Source organism: Delftia sp. NA_296.1, from assembly GCF_052692095.1.
In genome coordinates this window covers 560,863-576,977 of record NZ_JBQZGF010000001.1, presented here as the reverse complement: position 1 = coordinate 576,977, position 16,115 = coordinate 560,863, and the positions used below count along the sequence as shown (strand labels likewise).

The window sequence follows — 16,115 nt, the reverse complement described above, 5'->3', positions numbered from 1 at the left end:
ACCAACCAGACCATCCACTTTGACCAAAATCTGTCCAAAGTAGGTAGAAGTCGAGGGCAAATGCATGATTTAGAAAATACTAGAGGCGTGGCTATCGCTGCAGTTTGTTGATTGTAAAATCTTTCTCTCTTATGCATATTTCGGTGGATCGAACTTTTAATTTGTTGGATGCGAACCCATGGGTAGGGGATATTCGAAAGTGATTCGATGTGTCCTTCTGCTCAAAGGCTTCTGAGCTAGGCAGAGGTCTACCCCGATAGGTGAGCACATGAAGACAGCCCGAAGCACAGTTAGGAGCTGTAACTAAGCGATGGGTGCAGCAGCCGTGGCCTGTCCGGGGCTGGCCGGATTGGGTCATGGTGCAAAGCCGCTCAACAGGTGTGCGGCGCGGTTATCAGGTAAGCAAGGATGGCAGCGCACACACAAGCCAAGGCCACCATCAGTCCCAACCACATGCCTTTGCGAGCGAGCATTGCCTCGTCCTTTGCGCGGGCGGCCTCATTACGGTAGAAGGCGGCTTCTTTTTGCGCTTCCAGCGTGCGATTTCTTTCTGCCCGCAACGCTGCTTCCGAGGCTATCGCGCTGCGCCTAGCGTACTCGGTTCTTTTGTCTTCGCGCTCTTCCTGTTCCCTTCGCCGCTCCTCCAGCATGTGGCCGAACGGCGTCGATCCTGTTATTTGTTGACGGGGTTGGGTGTCTCCCCCTCTGGATAGTAATTTGAGCGGTATGGGTTGAATTGGAGTGCTTTTTTTGGCGTGGCTGTCAGGTGTTTTCTGAATTTTTATCTGATGATCTGGTGTATTTTTGGAGATCGGCTTTTCTGCTTTTTTGATATTAATCGCAGGGTTTGATTTGGTCGCGATGGGGCTGCTTATTTTTCCGTTGAACTCGATAAGAGGAATTTCCGGCGAAGCATGAATTTCCCTGTTTTTATTGTTTGTGGAGCTGGCGGGGTTTGAGTTTTTCGATGTGATGCCGGAATGATTAGCTATTTGAGTAGGTGTTTTTCCACCAAGTAGATAAGACTGGTTGAATGAACCATATTTGGAACGGCCTGAAGTCTGTTGTGGAGATATGTTTGCTTCTTTGGGTGGCGATGGCGATGAGTCTTGGGAGCCTGATTTTGTCGATTGGAGTTCAGGTTTCGGAAGGCTCTGTGGCAATTGAGCAGGCTCATCCCTGAGAAGTTCTTCAGGCGACAAGACGGAGATGCTTGCATTCAAGGCCGCTCTCATCCGGTCCAGAGCTTTATAGTCACGTCCTGCGACGGATCCACTCAAGCCTGCGGTGTGTGGCGTGATATCGACAGGAGCTGCAGGGCTCTGCTCAAGATGATTTTCGGGTGCGTTGCTTTCCGATTCTCTGTCTTCTTGCAACTTCTTTAGATCTGTCATTGCTCTCTCACGTTCTGAGATGTGGTCGGGCGATTGTGTCATCCCGCCCGCTTGTACCCATGCTTTTGCCTGGTGATGAAGCACTTGCCGGGCAGATATTCCGCTGCATGAATCTGTCAATCTTGGGGGCATCGAGCCAGTCTGATTGCAGAGCGGTAGAGGCCATCATGGGTTGCTTTCCTCCAGGCTTGAACCGGCTGCGAGACGGATTGGTTGGAATTTCATGTGATTTGAGTGGCTGATAGTTGTTTTGATGTGATACTCATTAATCAATTGTTAATTTTTCTTACGTGAGAATCATTTTCTCACTCATCATCTGCCCGGCTTCGGCAAGCCGAGCTCCTGTGCTCGGTGTGCGTGGAGTCACAAATTGCATCAGGCGTGCAATGCCTGTACTGGTGACATCGCCCGCCAGCATTCCCACGCTCAACACCTGTGGACTGATGCTGATGAGTCTGCTGCTCGGTGGCATGGCCCTGCGTCGCCAGCGCAATTCGCCCCCCGCTCCTGAAAAACCTATGAACCACAATCATCGCCCCGTTCCCGCCCTGCTGCTGGCCCTGCTTTCGTGCGCCGGACTGCATGCGCCTGCCGCCCTCGCGGCCGATGTCTCCATCACGCTGCCTGCCAATGGCGATTTCGTGATCAAGAACTCCGTGGGTGCCGAGCGCCTGAGGGTCCAGCGTACTGGCGAGGTACTGGTGCCAGCCCTGCCCGCCGATACAGCCACAGGCTCTCAGTTGCTGTGTGTTGACGGTGTTACGGGGCAGCTGGTGCACTGTGCGGCGGGTGTGGGCGCTGGAGCTACCGGCGCCACGGGTGCCACCGGGCCCACAGGTGCGACTGGCACCACGGGGGCGACGGGGGCTACCGGTGTGACGGGGACCAATGGCACGGGTGCAACAGGTGCAACGGGTCCTACCGGACCGACGGGCGCAACAGGTGCTACGGGTTTGACAGGGGTTCAAGGCGCAATTGGCGTCCAGGGAGCCACGGGCGTGACAGGGCCCACAGGTGCAACAGGTGCAACAGGTGCTACGGGCACGACCGGGGCCACGGGAGCCACCGGCATTGGCGCGACGGGCTCTACCGGCGCCACCGGGCCGACGGGGGCAACAGGGGCGACGGGAACGGCAGGCACGGCCGGTACGGCGGGCTCCACGGGTTTGCAGGGAGCGCAGGGTCCGACAGGCAACACCGGGCCAACCGGGGCGACGGGACCGACCGGCGCCGATGGACCACAAGGCTTGCAAGGTCCGTCTGGGGCAGGTTCGGTGACCTTGACCAAGGTGATCAACACTGGATCCTGGGCGTTTGCCGACTTCACTGACGCCGCTGTCGAAGTAACTGCCTCCTGTTCGGCCGGTAAGACGGTTGTCAGCGGAGGATGCCGCGTCACGGCGGGACGAGGCGGAAGCTACTTCGAGGGGGGGTATTCGTCTGCTCCGGATAAGTGGACTTGCCAATACACGGTCTATAAGGACTTGGCAGCCGAAGCATCGGCGATGTGCCAATAGCGCCTCATTCGTCACATTGCTCCTGCCCGGCACCCTGGAGGGCATCCGCGAGAGGGGCATCTGCAGGCGTGCGATGCCCCGGCCCCTTCATCCTCCCACGCCCTTGCCCAGCGACAGTATTTCGCTCGCATGGACGATGGCCTGGGCAATCTCCTCCACCGAGCTGCGCCGGCTCATGGCCTGGGCGCGGATCATGTCGTAGGCCTGGTCTTCGTTGATCTGGTGGGTCTGCATGAGGATGGCCTTGGCTTCGGCCACGCGGCGCTGGCCCAGCAGCTTGGCCTGGAGCTTGGCGATGCGCTGCTGCTGCTGGCGTGATTCCTTGTGGTTTCTGCGCGCCAGCACCAATGTGGACAGCAGGCCGAAGGAGCGGATGGGCGAGGGCAGGATGGCTTGCACCTGCAGCTCCAGCACGGCGGAGACGATGGTGGGGTTCTCGTAGTTGACCACGGCGATGGCGGTGGGCGGGCTCTCTCCCTCGCCCTGGGTCCAGGCGTAGTTCAACTGCAGGTGATCGGGGCGTACGGCCAGGAAGACCACGTCCGTGCCCTCGGGCAGGCTGGGCTGGGGCGGCCAGATGGCCTGGACCTGGCAGCCTATGCGCTGCAGCTGCTGGGCCAGTAGGCGGCCGTCCGCGTCGTCGGGGTGGACGACGGCAATGCGCAGCTGGCGCAGTTCCTTCAGTTGGGGCGAGGTGGCACGCAGCAGCGGTTTTCTTTCCAGCAGCGGCCGGCCTGTGGCAGCGCTGCCGGTGTCCTTGTTCGGGGCGGCATCCACGCTCAGTTCTCCAGGGCACCGAGGCTGGCGGTCCAGTCGCCCAGGGAGTGGGTGACCAGGTAGGGGTCGGGCGAGACGGCCCGGGTGGCCTGGCGCACGATGGTGAAGCCGCCCTGTGCATTGGCGCGGCCCACGCGCGGGTGCAGCCAGGTGTGGTGGTTGTCGGGGTCCAGCCGGATGCGGCCCTGGGGCGCGTCGAATTCGCTGCCCAGCAGATGGGGCAGCAGCTCACCTATGCGGTCACTGCCGGCCTGGCGGAAGGCGTTGGCGAACAGGTGCATCTGAAAGTAGGCGGCCTCCCAGCACAGGTTGGGCCGGCAGTCGTCGCCCAGGCGCTGGCGCAGCCGGGCCAGGCAGCGCGCGTTGGCGGGCGAATCGATGGACTGGAAGTAGGGCGCGGCCGTGAAGTGGCCGGCCGCCACATCGGCGCCCATCTGGGCGATCTCGGCCTCGGAGGTGGTGAGGCTGGCAATCGGCATGGTCTGCGGATTGAAGCCTGCATCGGCATAGGCGCGGTAGAGGCTGGCCGTGGAGTCGCCGACCACGGTGGAGAAGATGAAGTCCGGCTGCCTGGCGCGGATGTCCTGCATGATGGCCGCGTAGTCGCGCTCGGTGGCGTCCAGGGGCAGGTAGTGTTCACCGAGCTTGTCGCTGCCCGGGTGCTGCATGACCAGCTCGCCCATGATGCGGTTGGACTCGTAGGGGTAGATGTAGTCCGAGCCGATGAGGTAGACCCGCGCGCCGAAGCTGCTGGTCATGTAGTCGGCCAGTTGCACGCTGTTCTGGTTGGGCGCGGCGCCCGTGTAGATGACATTGCCCGAGAACTCGAAGCCTTCGTAGAGCGTGGGATAGAACAGCAGCTTGTTCCATTTCTCGACGATGGGGATGACGGCCTTGCGGCTGCTTGACATGTAGCAGCCGAAGATGACGTTGATGCCGTCGCGCACGATGAGTTGCTCGGCCAGGGCCGCATAGCGGGCCGGCGTGGAGGCCGGGTCGTAGCGCACTGCCACCAGTTCACGCCCCAGCAGGCCGCCCGCCTCGTTGATTTCGTCGATGGCCAGCTGCGCGCCCTGCAGCTGGGACTGGCCGATGGTCGATGTGGTGCCGGTGGCCGAGTAAAGAATGCCGACTCTGACGGGGTCGTTCATGGGTTCCTTCTGTGCCAGGTGCTGGCGTGCGTTCTTTGCAGGCTTCAGGTTAATCGAGATTTCCGTGGCGCTTGCCGTGGTCAGCGGCCGGCTGCGAGCCTTGCGCCCATCTGGGACAGCCGCCTTGGCAGATGCCGTGCGTCGTCGGCAATGCCGTAGTTGCGCCCGCCAAAGATATGGCGCACATAGCCGTCTGCCTGGCTGTCCACGGCCAGGCAACTGATGCGTATGCCTGCGGCGCGGGCCTGCTGCACGGCGTGGCGCGCGTCTTCGATCAGATAGCGCTCGTCATGCACGTCGATGTCGGCGGGTGCTCCGTCGGTGATCACCAGTAGATGGCGCTGGCCAGCAGGCTCGGCCGCCAGCAGGCTGCTGGCGTGGCGCAGGGCGGCGCCCAGGCGGGTGGAATGGCGGCCCTGCAGTGCCTGCAACCGGGTGACCGCTGCTGCGGCAAAGGGTTGGCCGAAGTCCAGCAGGCGCAGGTAGCGGACTTCGGCGCGCGTGTTGGACGAGAAGGCGTGGATGGCCAGGCGGTCCACGCCGGTCCTGTGGCCTGCGCGCGATTCGGCCAGCATGTGGGCCGCCTGTTTCTCCAGCTCCAGCAGGCTGGCGCCGTGGGGGCCGGGCGTGTTGACCGATTCGGAAGCGTCCATCAGCACCAGCAGGCTGGTGGGGCGCGGGCCTTTGCCGGCCCGCATGAAAAGGCGAGGTTCCGGTCGCAGGTTCAGGCGGCGGTCCACCTGGACCTCGATGGCGGCATTGAAGTCCAGGTCATCGCCTTCCCACTGGCGGCGCAGGCGCTGGCGCCGGTCCATCTGGCGTGCGGGCGGCAGCGGCAGGGGCGGCATTGTCTGTCTGCCGGCGTGGGAGCCTTTGCCGGCCAGAGCCTCGGCCTGCCATGCGGGCAGGGTGTCGATGACGGTGCACCAGTCCGTCTTCAGGCGCTCCGACCTGCGGTCCCATTCGGGATAGCTGTGGCGCGACAGTTCCAGGCCTGGGTCCAGCGACTGGCCTTCCTGTGCATCGGACTGCTGTCCTGCGCCGGCCGATGGAGGAGGGGCCGCGCGCGCAGCGGACTGCTGCAGCGCGAGTGTGTCTTCCTCGCCCTGAGGCGACTCCGGATGCTGCCAGAGATAGCTGTTGTCATCACGGTAGATGCTGGGCACGGCATGGTGCTGGGGGTCCATGCGCACGCGCATCTGGCCCAGGTCGTTGGCCAGGATGGAGGCAATGGCCCGGAATGCGGCGTAGTCCTCCAGCCCATGGCGCGTGGCGGTGTTCTCGAACAGGTCACGGGCCTTGTGGATCCAGTGGTTGCCGTCCATACGGTCTGGCCACAGCAGCATGCGGTCCAGCCGCGCCATGAAGGCGGCAAAGCCCAGGTCGGATGGGTGGGGCTCGGGTGCGATGCAGGCCTCGAACCAGCGGCGCACGCCGGGGTGCTGCAGGCACAGTAGCCGCTCCACGCGCGCATCTTCCAGCGCGCCCACCACGGCCTGGCCCATGGGCTTGAGGGCACGGCTGTCCTGGCGGGCGGGCGAAAAGCGCAGATGGGCTGCGGCATGGGCCATCGTTGCTGCGTACAGGTGTGCCTGCATGGGCAAGTTGGCGGGAATCAGCAGCCGGGCAGGCTGGCTGATCAGCACGGCGCGCGGCGGCAGGGCGTGGGCCTGGCCCGGCGCCGGGGCACTGGCCGGCGTCCTGGCCAGCGCCTGCACGGCGACAGGCCGGCGCGCCAGGCCGCTGGCCAGCAGGCCCAGCGTGTGCAGCAGGCGATACTCTTCGGGCAAGGCAACGGAGACGATGGCCATGGCGCGCGGCCCTCAGGCGCCGAACTCTGCTTCGACCAGCTGGCGCAGCGCGGCGGCGGTGTCGGGGTCGTCGGTCAGGGCGCTGGTGATGGTCATGTCGCAGCTGTCATGCACCGGCATGCCGTCGCGCATCAGCAGGCCCGCGTAGATCAGCATGCGGGTGGAGGCGCCTTCGTCCAGGCCCCGGTGGCGCAGTTCTCGCGTGCTGCGCGCCAGGCTGACCAGGCTGCGAGCGGTGGCCGGGGCAATGCCGGTCTCGTGGGCCACGATGTCCGCCTCGATCTCGGGCGCCGGGTAGTCGAAGTCCAGCGCCGCGAAGCGCTGGCGCGTCGATGGCTTCATGTCCTTGGCGCTGCTCTGGTAGCCGGGGTTGTAGGAAACCACCAGTTGGAAGTCGGGGTGCGCGTGGACCACCTCGCCCTTCTTGTCCAGCGGCAGGGCGCGGCGCGCGTCGGTCAGCGGGTGGATGACGACGGTGGTGTCCTGGCGGGCCTCCACCACTTCGTCCAGGTAGCAGATGCCGCCGTGGCGCACGGCCAGGGTCAGCGGGCCGTCGTGCCAGGCCGTGCCGTCGGCATCCAGCAGGTAGCGGCCCACCAGGTCGGAGGCCGTCATGTCCTCGTTGCAGGCCAGCGTGACCAGGGGGCGCTTGAGCGCCCACGCCATGTACTCCACAAAGCGCGTCTTGCCGCAGCCCGTTGGGCCCTTGAGGATGAGCGGCATGCGGTGCTGGTAGGCCTGGCGGTACAGCTGCACTTCGCGGCCCGAGGGGCGGTAGAAGGGTTCTTCCTCGATGCGGTAGGCCGCCAGCGGGTCGGCGGCCTGGTTGGCAGGAGGGTGCAGCGGGCCTGTGGTTGTTGTCGTGCTCATCTTCACTCTTCACCTTTGCGTGTTCATGGGCGGGCCTGCCCCCAGGCCTGCAGGCTCGGAGGCAGGGCGCTGTCAGCGGTGCTTGGGCGCCTCGTGCGGAATGCCTTCGATGGGGCATTCGGGCGTGCCTACGGTGGTGCGTGTGAAGGACTCCACCATCTCGCGCGTGCCCTCGGGATCGTTGACCCACTGGCTGTAGAAGTTGTAGGGGCAGGCGGCCACGCCCTTGTCCCCGTCGCCCGAGTTGATGGTGCCGGTGTAGCCGCGGTGCACCAGCTTGAACAGATGGTTCTGCGACTGGCCGTTCTTGCGCGCATCGCGGATCAGGTGCTTGGACAGTTCGGCGTACTGGATGCCCATTTCCTCCTCGCCGGTCTCTCCCAGGGTGCGGCCGTCGAAGCCGATGATGGCCGAGTGCCCGAAGTACGAGTACACGCCGTCGAAGCCCGCCGCATTGGCCACGGCCACGTAGCAGTTGTTCATGAAGGCCATGGCCTTGGAGACCATGATCTGCTGCTCCTTGGCCGGGTACATGTAGCCCTGGCAGCGCACGACGAGCTCGGCGCCGCGCATGGCGCAGTCGCGCCAGATCTCGGGGTAGTTGCCGTCGTCGCAGATGATGAGGCTGATCTTCAGGCCCTTGGGGCCTTCGCTCACATAGGTGCAGTCGCCCGGGTACCAGCCCTCGATGGGCACCCAGGGCATGATCTTGCGGTACTTCTGCACGATCTCGCCCTGGTTGTTCATGAGGATCAGGGTGTTGTAGGGCGCCTTGTTGGGGTGCTCCTCATGGCGCTCGCCCGTCAGCGAGAACACGCCCCAGACGTTGGCCCTGCGGCAGGCGTCGGCGAAGATCTCGGTCTCTTCCCCCGGGATGGCGCTGGCCGTGTCGTACATCTCCTTGGCGTCGTACATGATGCCGTGCGTGGAGTACTCGGGGAAGATTACCAGGTCCATGCCCGGCAGGCCGCGCTTCATGCCCACCAGCATGTCGGCGATCTTGCGGCAGTTGTCCAGCACCTCGGCCTTGGTGTGCAGGCGCGGCATCTTGTAGTTGACCACCGCCACGCCGACGCAATCGTTGCTGCTGGAAATATCTCCGTGTCTCATGCTGCTGCTCCTGAAGGGGTTGAGGGGGCGGCTTGCCGCATCGCCCCTTCGATTCCCGGCCAACAAAAAAAGGCCCGAACCGCTCCGGGTCAGGGAGCGGTTCGGGCCTTGTTGCCCGACATCGGCGCTGGCAGCTTTGGCAGCGGATGTCGTCTTGTCGGTGATGCGGGAATGAATCGGGGCGATGCCTTATCGCCGTGCATGCATTGTTGCCATGCACCCGCCCCGCGCATATACGTCATATGCCGGTTGTGGCGGGCGCGATGCCGTGGTATTTTCCGCGCGCGCTCTGCGCCCTGGTCCCTCAGAAGGACCCGAACATGGTGCCGAGCGTGATCACCAGCACCAGGGCCAGCAGTGGCGCGCCAATGGTCATGATGGCGATGTTGCCGTACGACTGGCGGTGCGTGAGGCCGCAGATGGACAGCAGCGTGATGATGGCGCCGCTGTGCGGCAGGGTGTCGAAGCAGCCGGCCGCCATCACGGCCACGCGGTGCAGCAGCTCGGGGCTGATGCCCAGTTGCGCGGCCATGGCCAGGTAGTCCTTGCCCAGCGTGGACAGCGCAATCGACAGGCCACCTGACGACGACCCCGTGATGCCAGCCAGCACGTTCATGGCTACGGCCTCGGAGATCAGCGGGTTGTGAGGTGCGACATTGAGCACGGCCTCGCGGATGATGGCAAAGCCCGCCAGCCCCGCGATGACCGCGCCGTAGCCCACTTCCGAGGCTGTGTTGAAGATGGGCAGCATGGAGCCCAGCACGCCCTTGTTCACCGACTCCTTGAGATTGCGCCAGCGGCCCAGGCCCAGCAACACCAGTGCGGCGCAGGCCACGGCCAGGGCCATGATCAGCGCCCACAGGCCCGTCTGCTTGGCCGGGTCCACGGCAGGAAAGCGCTCCTTCAGAAAGCCGAAATCCATCTGCGGGAACACGCCGTAGGTGAGCAGCGCGTTGACCGCGATCACCAGCACCAGCGGCAGCAGGGCCAGCAGCAGCGGCAGGTCCCGGCGGCTGTGCAGGGCGGGATCGCTTTCTTCATGCAGACCCTGCTCGACGGCATCGTCATGGTCGCCGTAGCCTTCGCCGGCCACGCGGGCCTTTGCCGCGCGCGACTGCAGCCACCACAGGCCCAGGGCCAGCATGGTCATGCCGCCGATGATGCCCAAGCCCGGCGCCGCGAACACATTGGTGCCGTAGTAGGGAATGGGAATGGCGTTCTGGATGGACGGCGTGCCCGGTAGCGCCGTCATGGTGAAGGTGAACGAGCCCAGCGCGATGGTGGGCGGTATCAGCCGCTTGGGCACATGGGCCGCGCGGAACAGCGACTTGGCAATCGGATAGATGGCAAAGGCCACCACGAACAGCGACACGCCGCCATAGGTGAGCACGGCGCAGGCCAGCACCACCGTGAGGATGGCGTGCTTCTCGCCCAGCACGCGCATGATCCAGTGCGATATCGCGGTGGCCGCGCCCGAGTCCGCCATCAACTGGCCGAACAGCGCGCCCAGCAGGAACACGGGGAAGAACTGCAGCATGTAGTTGCCCAGGGCGCCCATGAAGGTGCTGGTGTACAGCGGCAGCATGTGGCCCAGGTCGCCGGACAGCAGCACGGCCACGGCGGCCATCAGGGGGGCCAGCAGCAGCACGGAGATGCCTCGGTAGGCCAGGAACATCAGTCCCGCCAATGAAATCACGATTGCCAGGGTACTCAAATCGTCTCCAGTCCAGTGGTTCTAGTCAAAAAGACAGAATAAATGCGGATGGGTGACAATTTGGCGTAATTGGCGTGCTTTGTAGATGATTTGGCGCAATATATCGCCACGTTTACCCGTGTTCACGGGCATCGCCGCACGGTTGCAGCAGCAGCCGCAGGTGCCCATATGGGCCGTGCAGTGCGCTTGATCAGCGCCAGATCACGGGGTTTCCGCCGGGGGAGTTTGCGCGGCGCTTCGAGCACGATGAATCGTTCTGGATGTATCGGCTCTGGGTTTGACCCGGGGGGTCTGCTCCGCTTGCGTGTCCGTCACGCTACAGCATTTTTTGCATGGTAGAAAACGCGGGGGCTGCAAGCCGTTTCCCTGTGAAAACAGGTCCCGAATGCCGCTGTAAAACCCTAAGTCTTCTACAAGACTTAAAAAATATGGCGGGTTCCGCTTAGAATTTTGTATTGTGGGATCGCATTGCAGAAAACGCCGGGGCAGCATGCTGGCGCGACGGGGCATTGCGTGACGGTCCTACTGCCTCAGGCTGCACCGGCCCCGTTTCCCCTAGCGGATGCCCGGTTCGACGGCCTGCGGCGCGACCCCTACCTTTTCACTACCTGAGACAAGAGATGAGCACGCAGCAACCCACCATCATCTACACCCTGACCGATGAGGCTCCGCGCCTTGCCACCAGTGCCTTCCTGCCTGTGGTGCGCGCCTTTGCCGCACCCGTCGGCGTGAATGTCGAGACCGCCGACATCTCCGTGGCCCACCGCATCCTGGGTGAGTTCTCCGAATTCCTGGCCGAAGACCAGCGCGTGGCCCACACCTTGTCCGAGCTCGGCAAGAAGACGCTGGAGCCCGATGTCAACATCATCAAGCTGCCCAACATCAGCGCCTCCGTGGCCCAGCTGACGGCTGCCATCAAGGAGCTGCAAGGCAAGGGCTACGCACTGCCCGACTATCCCGAGAATCCGACCAACGATCAGGAAAAGGACATCAAGGCACGCTACGGCAAGTGCCTGGGCTCGGCCGTGAACCCCGTGCTGCGCGAGGGCAACTCCGACCGCCGCGCTCCTGCCGCCGTCAAGAACTACGCCAAGAAGCACCCCCACTCCATGGGCGAGTGGAAGCAGTGGTCGCAAACCCATGTCTCGCACATGGAGCACGGCGACTTCTACCACGGCGAAAAGTCGATCACGCTGGACGCTGCACGCGACGTCAAGATGGAGCTGACCACCAAGAGCGGCAAGACGGTGGTGCTCAAGTCCAAGGTGGCACTGAAGGCTGGCGAGATCATCGACTCCATGTTCATGAGCAAGAAGGCGCTGTGCGACTTCTATGAAAAGGAACTGGACGACTGCCGCGACGCCGGCATCCTGTTCTCGCTGCACGTCAAGGCCACGATGATGAAGGTCTCGCACCCCATCGTGTTCGGCCACTGCGTGAGGATCTACTACAAGGAAGCCTTCGAGAAGCACGGCAAGCTGTTCGACGAGCTGGGCGTGAACGTCAACAACGGCATGTCCACGCTGTACGAGAAGATCGAGACGCTGCCCGCCTCGCTGCGCGAAGAGATCATCCGTGACCTGCACGCCTGCCAGGAACACCGTCCCGCGCTGGCCATGGTGGACTCTGCCAAGGGCATCACCAACTTCCACTCGCCCAACGACGTGATCGTTGACGCGTCCATGCCCGCCATGATCCGCCAGGGCGGCAAGATGTGGGGCGCCGACGGCAAGCCCTATGACTGCAAGGCCGTGATGCCTGAGTCCACCTTTGCCCGCATCTACCAGGAGATGATCAACTTCTGCAAGTGGCACGGCAACTTCGACCCCAAGACCATGGGCACCGTGCCCAACGTGGGCCTGATGGCGCAAAAGGCCGAAGAGTACGGCTCGCACGACAAGACCTTCGAGATCGAGGAAGACGGCGTTGCCAACATCGTCGATCTGGCCACCGGCGAAGTGCTGATGAGCCAGAACGTGGAGCAGGGCGACATCTGGCGCATGTGCCAGGTCAAGGACGCTCCCATCCGCGACTGGGTCAAGCTGGCCGTCACGCGTGCCCGCAACTCCGGCATGCCTGCCGTGTTCTGGCTGGACCCCTATCGTCCGCACGAGGCCGAGCTGATCAAGAAGGTCAACACCTACCTGAAGGACTACGACACCACGGGTCTGGAAATCCACATCCTGTCTCAGGTCCGCGCCATGCGCTACACGCTGGAGCGCGTGGCCCGCGGCCTGGACACCATCTCGGTGACCGGCAACATCCTGCGCGACTACCTGACCGACCTGTTCCCCATCATGGAACTGGGCACCTCGGCCAAGATGCTGTCCATCGTGCCCCTGATGGCCGGCGGCGGCATGTACGAAACGGGCGCCGGCGGCTCGGCTCCCAAGCACGTGCAGCAGCTGGTGGAGGAAAACCACCTGCGCTGGGATTCGCTGGGCGAGTTCCTGGCACTGGCCGTGTCGCTGGAAGACCTGGGCATCAAGAACGACAACGCCCGCGCCAAGCTGCTGGCCAAGACGCTGGATGAAGCCACGGGCAAGCTGCTGGACGAAGACAAGTCGCCTTCGCGCCGCACCGGCGAGCTGGACAACCGTGGCAGCCAGTTCTACATCGCCCTGTACTGGGCACAGGCCCTGGCGGCGCAGACGGAAGATGCCGAACTGGCCTCCAAGTTCGCTTCGCTGGCCAAGCAACTGGCCGACAACGAGTCCAAGATCATCGAAGAGCTGCGCGCCGTGCAAGGCAAGGCCGTGGACATCGGTGGCTACTACATGCCCGACGTGGCCAAGATGGATGCCGTGATGCGCCCCAGCGCCACGTTCAACGCAGCCATCGACGCGCTGCTGTAAGCCACTGTGCCGGGGCCTGGCCCCGGCAGGCTTCAGCCATGACCGGCCGACCCGCAAGGGCGGCCGGTTTTTTCATGCCTGCAACGGCAGGAAAGAAAACCGCAGGCGAAAAAAAACCGGCCCAGAGAGCCGGTTTTTGGAAGCTGCGCCGTGATCAGTAGCGACCGCCGCCGTGGCCGCCATTGCCATAGCCGACGTCCGAACGCTTGCCGGCGTAACCCTGCGGGCTGTAGCCACCGGAGCTGCGGCCTTCTTCACGGGGACGGGCCAGGTTCACGACGATCGAGCGTCCGTCCACGGACATGCCGTGCAGGCCGGTGATGGCGGCCTGGGCGACTTCGGCAGAAGCCATTTCCACAAAGCCGAAGCCCTTGGAGCGGCCGGTTTCGCGGTCCATCATGACCTTGGCGGAGGCCACGTTGCCGAACTCGGCAAAGTTGCTTTCCAGGCTGGAGTCGGTCACGGAGTAGGGCAGATTGCCCACGTAGATTTTGGTGGTCATAGGAAAACCTCTTCGATTGGATGTGCGCAAAAGGGCGCACCGTTGGCATGCATGCGGCGGACTGTGCAATCCGCGGCGGTGAATGGGTGGGAGGGCGACAGGCAGCCGGGCAGGCAGGCCGTCAGCACGCAGGCGGGTGCTGCATGCAGGTCTGGAGCCAGCCCTGGGTGACGGCAAACAGCCGTGCTGCTTCGCGGGAGGCGAACGCCTTGTCGAAACGGAATACGCGGCAGTAGCTGCCGTTGCCTTGGGAGCGATGGACCGCGAAGGAGGCGCGGAAGCGGCCGCAGTCGGTCGGGTGTGTCGAGGGCGAGACGACGTACTTGCCCATGGGAATGCCGGTGTTTGAAATGTGGTTCAGTCAGGTTCGCAGCCTTGAACAGGCCTGCGTGAGCATCTGGGAACTCGGTTGGCTGCAGCTCTACAGACCAACTGTGCGACAAAGGTCGCAAGAGACATCCTGCGGGGAGCGGCGGACAGCCGTTGTGCAGGGAAGGAAAGTGGGCGGCTTAAGCGCTTGGCCTCAACAACGGAGCTGACTATAACCTGTTGTGTATTTAAGCGCAACTTAATATTCTTTTTAATTGTAAAAAAGTGCGTGGACGCCGATTTTGTTATGTTATAACGTAACTGTTTTGATGCAGGGCAAGGTCGCTGCCCGCCCTTTTTGACCAGGAAACCACCATGTCCCACTCCCTGACCACCAAGCAACAACGCGTGCTCGACACGCTGCGCCAGGCTGGCGCGCCGCTGACGGCCTACGCGCTGCTCGACCAGTTGCGGGACCACGGTTTGACGGCCCCCACCCAGGTCTACCGCGCGCTGGACAAGCTGGCCGAGCAGGGCGTGGTCCATCGCCTGGAGTCGCTGAATGCCTATGTCTGCTGCTCGCATCCGGACGAGGGCAGCCATGATTTCTCGGCCTTTGCGATCTGCGACAGCTGCGGCCAGGTCGATGAGTTCGTGGACGACGCACTCAACCGCTGCCTGGGCAGCTGGGCGCATGGCCATGCGTTTGCGCTGGCCCATTCAAACATCGAGCTGCATGGCAAGTGCTCCGCCTGCACCGCGCTCCCCGCCTGAGACCCCTTCCTGCGCATGCGGCTGCAGTGCCCGCCGCGTGCTCCCTGTCCCTGTTCGAGAGATTCCATGATGCATACCGTAGCGCCGGTTCAGCCGCCGCATGCCCGATTGCCTGTGACCGTGCTGTCGGGTTTTCTGGGCGCGGGCAAGACCACCTTGCTCAACCACATCCTGCACAACCGCGAAGGGCGGCGCGTGGCCGTCATCGTCAATGACATGTCCGAGGTCAACATCGACGCGGCCCTGGTGCGCGATGGCGGGGCCGACCTGTCGCGTACCGACGAGAAGCTGGTGGAGATGAGCAATGGCTGCATCTGCTGCACGCTGCGCGAGGACCTGCTGCTGGAGGTGGCGCGGCTGGCGGGCGAGGGCCGCTTCGACCAGCTGGTCATCGAGTCCACGGGCATCTCCGAGCCGCTGCCGGTGGCCGAGACCTTCACCTTCGCGGGCGAGGACGGACGCAGCCTGGGCGATGTGGCGCGGCTGGACACCATGGTGACCGTGGTCGATGCCTTCAACTTCCTGCACGACTATGGCTCGCGCGACAGCCTGCGCTCGCGCGGTGAATCGCTGGGCGAGGAGGACCGCCGCACCGTGGTCGATCTGCTGATCGAGCAGGTGGAGTTCTGCGATGTGATCGTGCTCAACAAGATCGACCTGGTCACCGAGGAGGACTGCACGCGGCTGATGGCCATCCTGCGCGGGCTCAACCCGCGTGCCAGGCTGGAGATCGCGTCCTTCGGCCAGCTGCCGCTGGATCGCGTGCTCGATACCGGGCTGTTCGATTTCGAGGAGGCCTCCAGGGCGCCGGGCTGGCTGCAGCAGTTGCGTGGCACGCACCAGCCCGAGACGGAGGCCTATGGCGTTGCCAGCTTTGTCTACCGTGCCCGCCGCCCCTTTCATCCCTGGCGCTTCTTCGGCCTGGTGCAAAGCGAATGGCCGGGAGTGGTGCGCTCCAAGGGATTTTTCTGGCTGGCCAGCCATCCGGCGCTGGCCGGCTCCTGGTCGCAGGCCGGCGCCGTGGCGCGCCATGGCCCGGCCGGCCACTGGTGGGCCGCCGTGGAGGCCGAGCGCTGGCCGCGCGACCCCGAAAGCGTGGAGCGCATCCTGGACAAATGGGTCGATGGCGTGGGCGACGCGCGCCAGGAACTGGTGCTGATCGGCATGGGCATGGGCATGGACGAGGACGCGCTGCGCGCCCGCCTGGACGAGTGCCTGCTGACCGATGCAGAAATGGCCCTGGGCCCGCAGGCCTGGGCGCAATGGGACAACCCGTTTCCCGACTGGAATTGAACGAATACCGCGCCGGCCTGGGTCGGCGCGGCCCTGGA

At 63.9% G+C, this 16,115-nt stretch carries 13 protein-coding genes; 4 read left to right on the top strand and 9 right to left on the bottom strand.

Features of this window, described 5'->3' with window-relative positions:
* Positions 1-371: 371 nt before the first annotated feature.
* Positions 372-1,436 (bottom strand): hypothetical protein, encoded by a 1,065-nt coding sequence (locus ACUTR7_RS02790; RefSeq protein WP_445608061.1) that lies wholly within the window; start codon positions 1,434-1,436, stop codon positions 372-374.
* A gap of 344 nt (positions 1,437-1,780) precedes the next feature.
* On the opposite strand from ACUTR7_RS02790, the gene ACUTR7_RS02785 reads away from it, so the two are divergent.
* Positions 1,781-2,911: a collagen-like triple helix repeat-containing protein gene (locus ACUTR7_RS02785; protein ID WP_445608060.1), complete on the top strand. Its 1,131-nt coding sequence runs from the start codon at positions 1,781-1,783 to the stop codon at positions 2,909-2,911.
* Positions 2,912-2,998: 87 nt separating this feature from the next.
* Here ACUTR7_RS02785 and ACUTR7_RS02780 read toward each other — a convergent pair whose 3' ends face one another.
* From ACUTR7_RS02780 to ACUTR7_RS02755, 6 genes are all read right to left on the bottom strand, one after another.
* Positions 2,999-3,688: an ANTAR domain-containing response regulator gene (locus ACUTR7_RS02780; protein ID WP_097202439.1), complete on the bottom strand. Its 690-nt coding sequence runs from the start codon at positions 3,686-3,688 to the stop codon at positions 2,999-3,001.
* 2 nt (positions 3,689-3,690) lie between these two features.
* On the bottom strand, positions 3,691-4,839 hold the full coding sequence (locus ACUTR7_RS02775; protein ID WP_013802527.1) for a transporter substrate-binding domain-containing protein: 1,149 nt from the start codon (positions 4,837-4,839) through the stop codon (positions 3,691-3,693).
* A gap of 80 nt (positions 4,840-4,919) precedes the next feature.
* Positions 4,920-6,650, bottom strand: a complete 1,731-nt coding sequence (locus ACUTR7_RS02770) for a nitric oxide reductase activation protein NorD (RefSeq protein WP_445608059.1) — start codon at positions 6,648-6,650, stop codon at positions 4,920-4,922.
* Positions 6,651-6,662: 12 nt separating this feature from the next.
* Entirely contained in the window at positions 6,663-7,520 is an 858-nt protein-coding gene (locus ACUTR7_RS02765) for a CbbQ/NirQ/NorQ/GpvN family protein (protein ID WP_099733698.1), read from the bottom strand.
* 72 nt (positions 7,521-7,592) lie between these two features.
* Positions 7,593-8,630 (bottom strand): aliphatic amidase, encoded by a 1,038-nt coding sequence (locus ACUTR7_RS02760; protein WP_012205469.1) that lies wholly within the window; start codon positions 8,628-8,630, stop codon positions 7,593-7,595.
* Positions 8,631-8,934: 304 nt separating this feature from the next.
* Positions 8,935-10,344, bottom strand: a complete 1,410-nt coding sequence (locus ACUTR7_RS02755) for a GntP family permease (protein ID WP_034393326.1) — start codon at positions 10,342-10,344, stop codon at positions 8,935-8,937.
* Between the two features lie 620 nt (positions 10,345-10,964).
* Here ACUTR7_RS02755 and ACUTR7_RS02750 point away from each other — a divergent pair.
* A complete protein-coding gene (locus ACUTR7_RS02750; protein ID WP_013802520.1) occupies positions 10,965-13,199 on the top strand; it encodes an NADP-dependent isocitrate dehydrogenase in 2,235 nt (744 codons plus the stop codon).
* 154 nt (positions 13,200-13,353) lie between these two features.
* Here the strand turns inward: ACUTR7_RS02750 and ACUTR7_RS02745 are convergent, their stop codons facing one another.
* The gene (locus tag ACUTR7_RS02745) at positions 13,354-13,701 is read right to left on the bottom strand and encodes an RNA recognition motif domain-containing protein (RefSeq protein ID WP_012205474.1); all 348 of its coding nucleotides are present in this window, start codon (positions 13,699-13,701) and stop codon (positions 13,354-13,356) included.
* 121 nt (positions 13,702-13,822) lie between these two features.
* Complete coding sequence (locus ACUTR7_RS02740) at positions 13,823-14,032, bottom strand: hypothetical protein (protein WP_012205475.1); 210 nt, start codon at positions 14,030-14,032, stop codon at positions 13,823-13,825.
* Positions 14,033-14,385: 353 nt separating this feature from the next.
* Between ACUTR7_RS02740 and ACUTR7_RS02735 the strand changes: the two genes are divergently transcribed.
* Positions 14,386-14,784 (top strand): Fur family transcriptional regulator, encoded by a 399-nt coding sequence (locus tag ACUTR7_RS02735; protein WP_013802518.1) that lies wholly within the window; start codon positions 14,386-14,388, stop codon positions 14,782-14,784.
* A 66-nt stretch (positions 14,785-14,850) separates the two neighbouring features.
* Positions 14,851-16,077, top strand: coding sequence for a zinc metallochaperone GTPase ZigA (zigA, locus tag ACUTR7_RS02730; RefSeq protein ID WP_445608058.1), 1,227 nt, complete (start codon positions 14,851-14,853; stop codon positions 16,075-16,077).
* The last annotated feature ends 38 nt before the right edge of the window (positions 16,078-16,115 follow it).

Excerpts from the sequence above, each read along its gene's own strand:
- ACUTR7_RS02760 (WP_012205469.1), bottom strand. The coding sequence starts at position 8,630 with ATGAGACACGGAGATATTTCCAGCAGCAACGATTGCGTCGGCGTGGCG.
- ACUTR7_RS02735 (WP_013802518.1), top strand. The coding sequence starts at position 14,386 with ATGTCCCACTCCCTGACCACCAAGCAACAACGCGTGCTCGACACGCTG.
- ACUTR7_RS02785 (WP_445608060.1), top strand. The coding sequence starts at position 1,781 with ATGCCTGTACTGGTGACATCGCCCGCCAGCATTCCCACGCTCAACACC.
- ACUTR7_RS02740 (WP_012205475.1), bottom strand. The coding sequence starts at position 14,032 with ATGGGCAAGTACGTCGTCTCGCCCTCGACACACCCGACCGACTGCGGC.
- zigA (WP_445608058.1), top strand. The coding sequence starts at position 14,851 with ATGATGCATACCGTAGCGCCGGTTCAGCCGCCGCATGCCCGATTGCCT.
- ACUTR7_RS02765 (WP_099733698.1), bottom strand. The coding sequence starts at position 7,520 with ATGAGCACGACAACAACCACAGGCCCGCTGCACCCTCCTGCCAACCAG.
- ACUTR7_RS02790 (WP_445608061.1), bottom strand. The coding sequence starts at position 1,436 with ATGACACAATCGCCCGACCACATCTCAGAACGTGAGAGAGCAATGACA.
- ACUTR7_RS02770 (WP_445608059.1), bottom strand. The coding sequence starts at position 6,650 with ATGGCCATCGTCTCCGTTGCCTTGCCCGAAGAGTATCGCCTGCTGCAC.
- ACUTR7_RS02775 (WP_013802527.1), bottom strand. The coding sequence starts at position 4,839 with ATGAACGACCCCGTCAGAGTCGGCATTCTTTACTCGGCCACCGGCACC.
- ACUTR7_RS02750 (WP_013802520.1), top strand. The coding sequence starts at position 10,965 with ATGAGCACGCAGCAACCCACCATCATCTACACCCTGACCGATGAGGCT.
- ACUTR7_RS02745 (WP_012205474.1), bottom strand. The coding sequence starts at position 13,701 with ATGACCACCAAAATCTACGTGGGCAATCTGCCCTACTCCGTGACCGAC.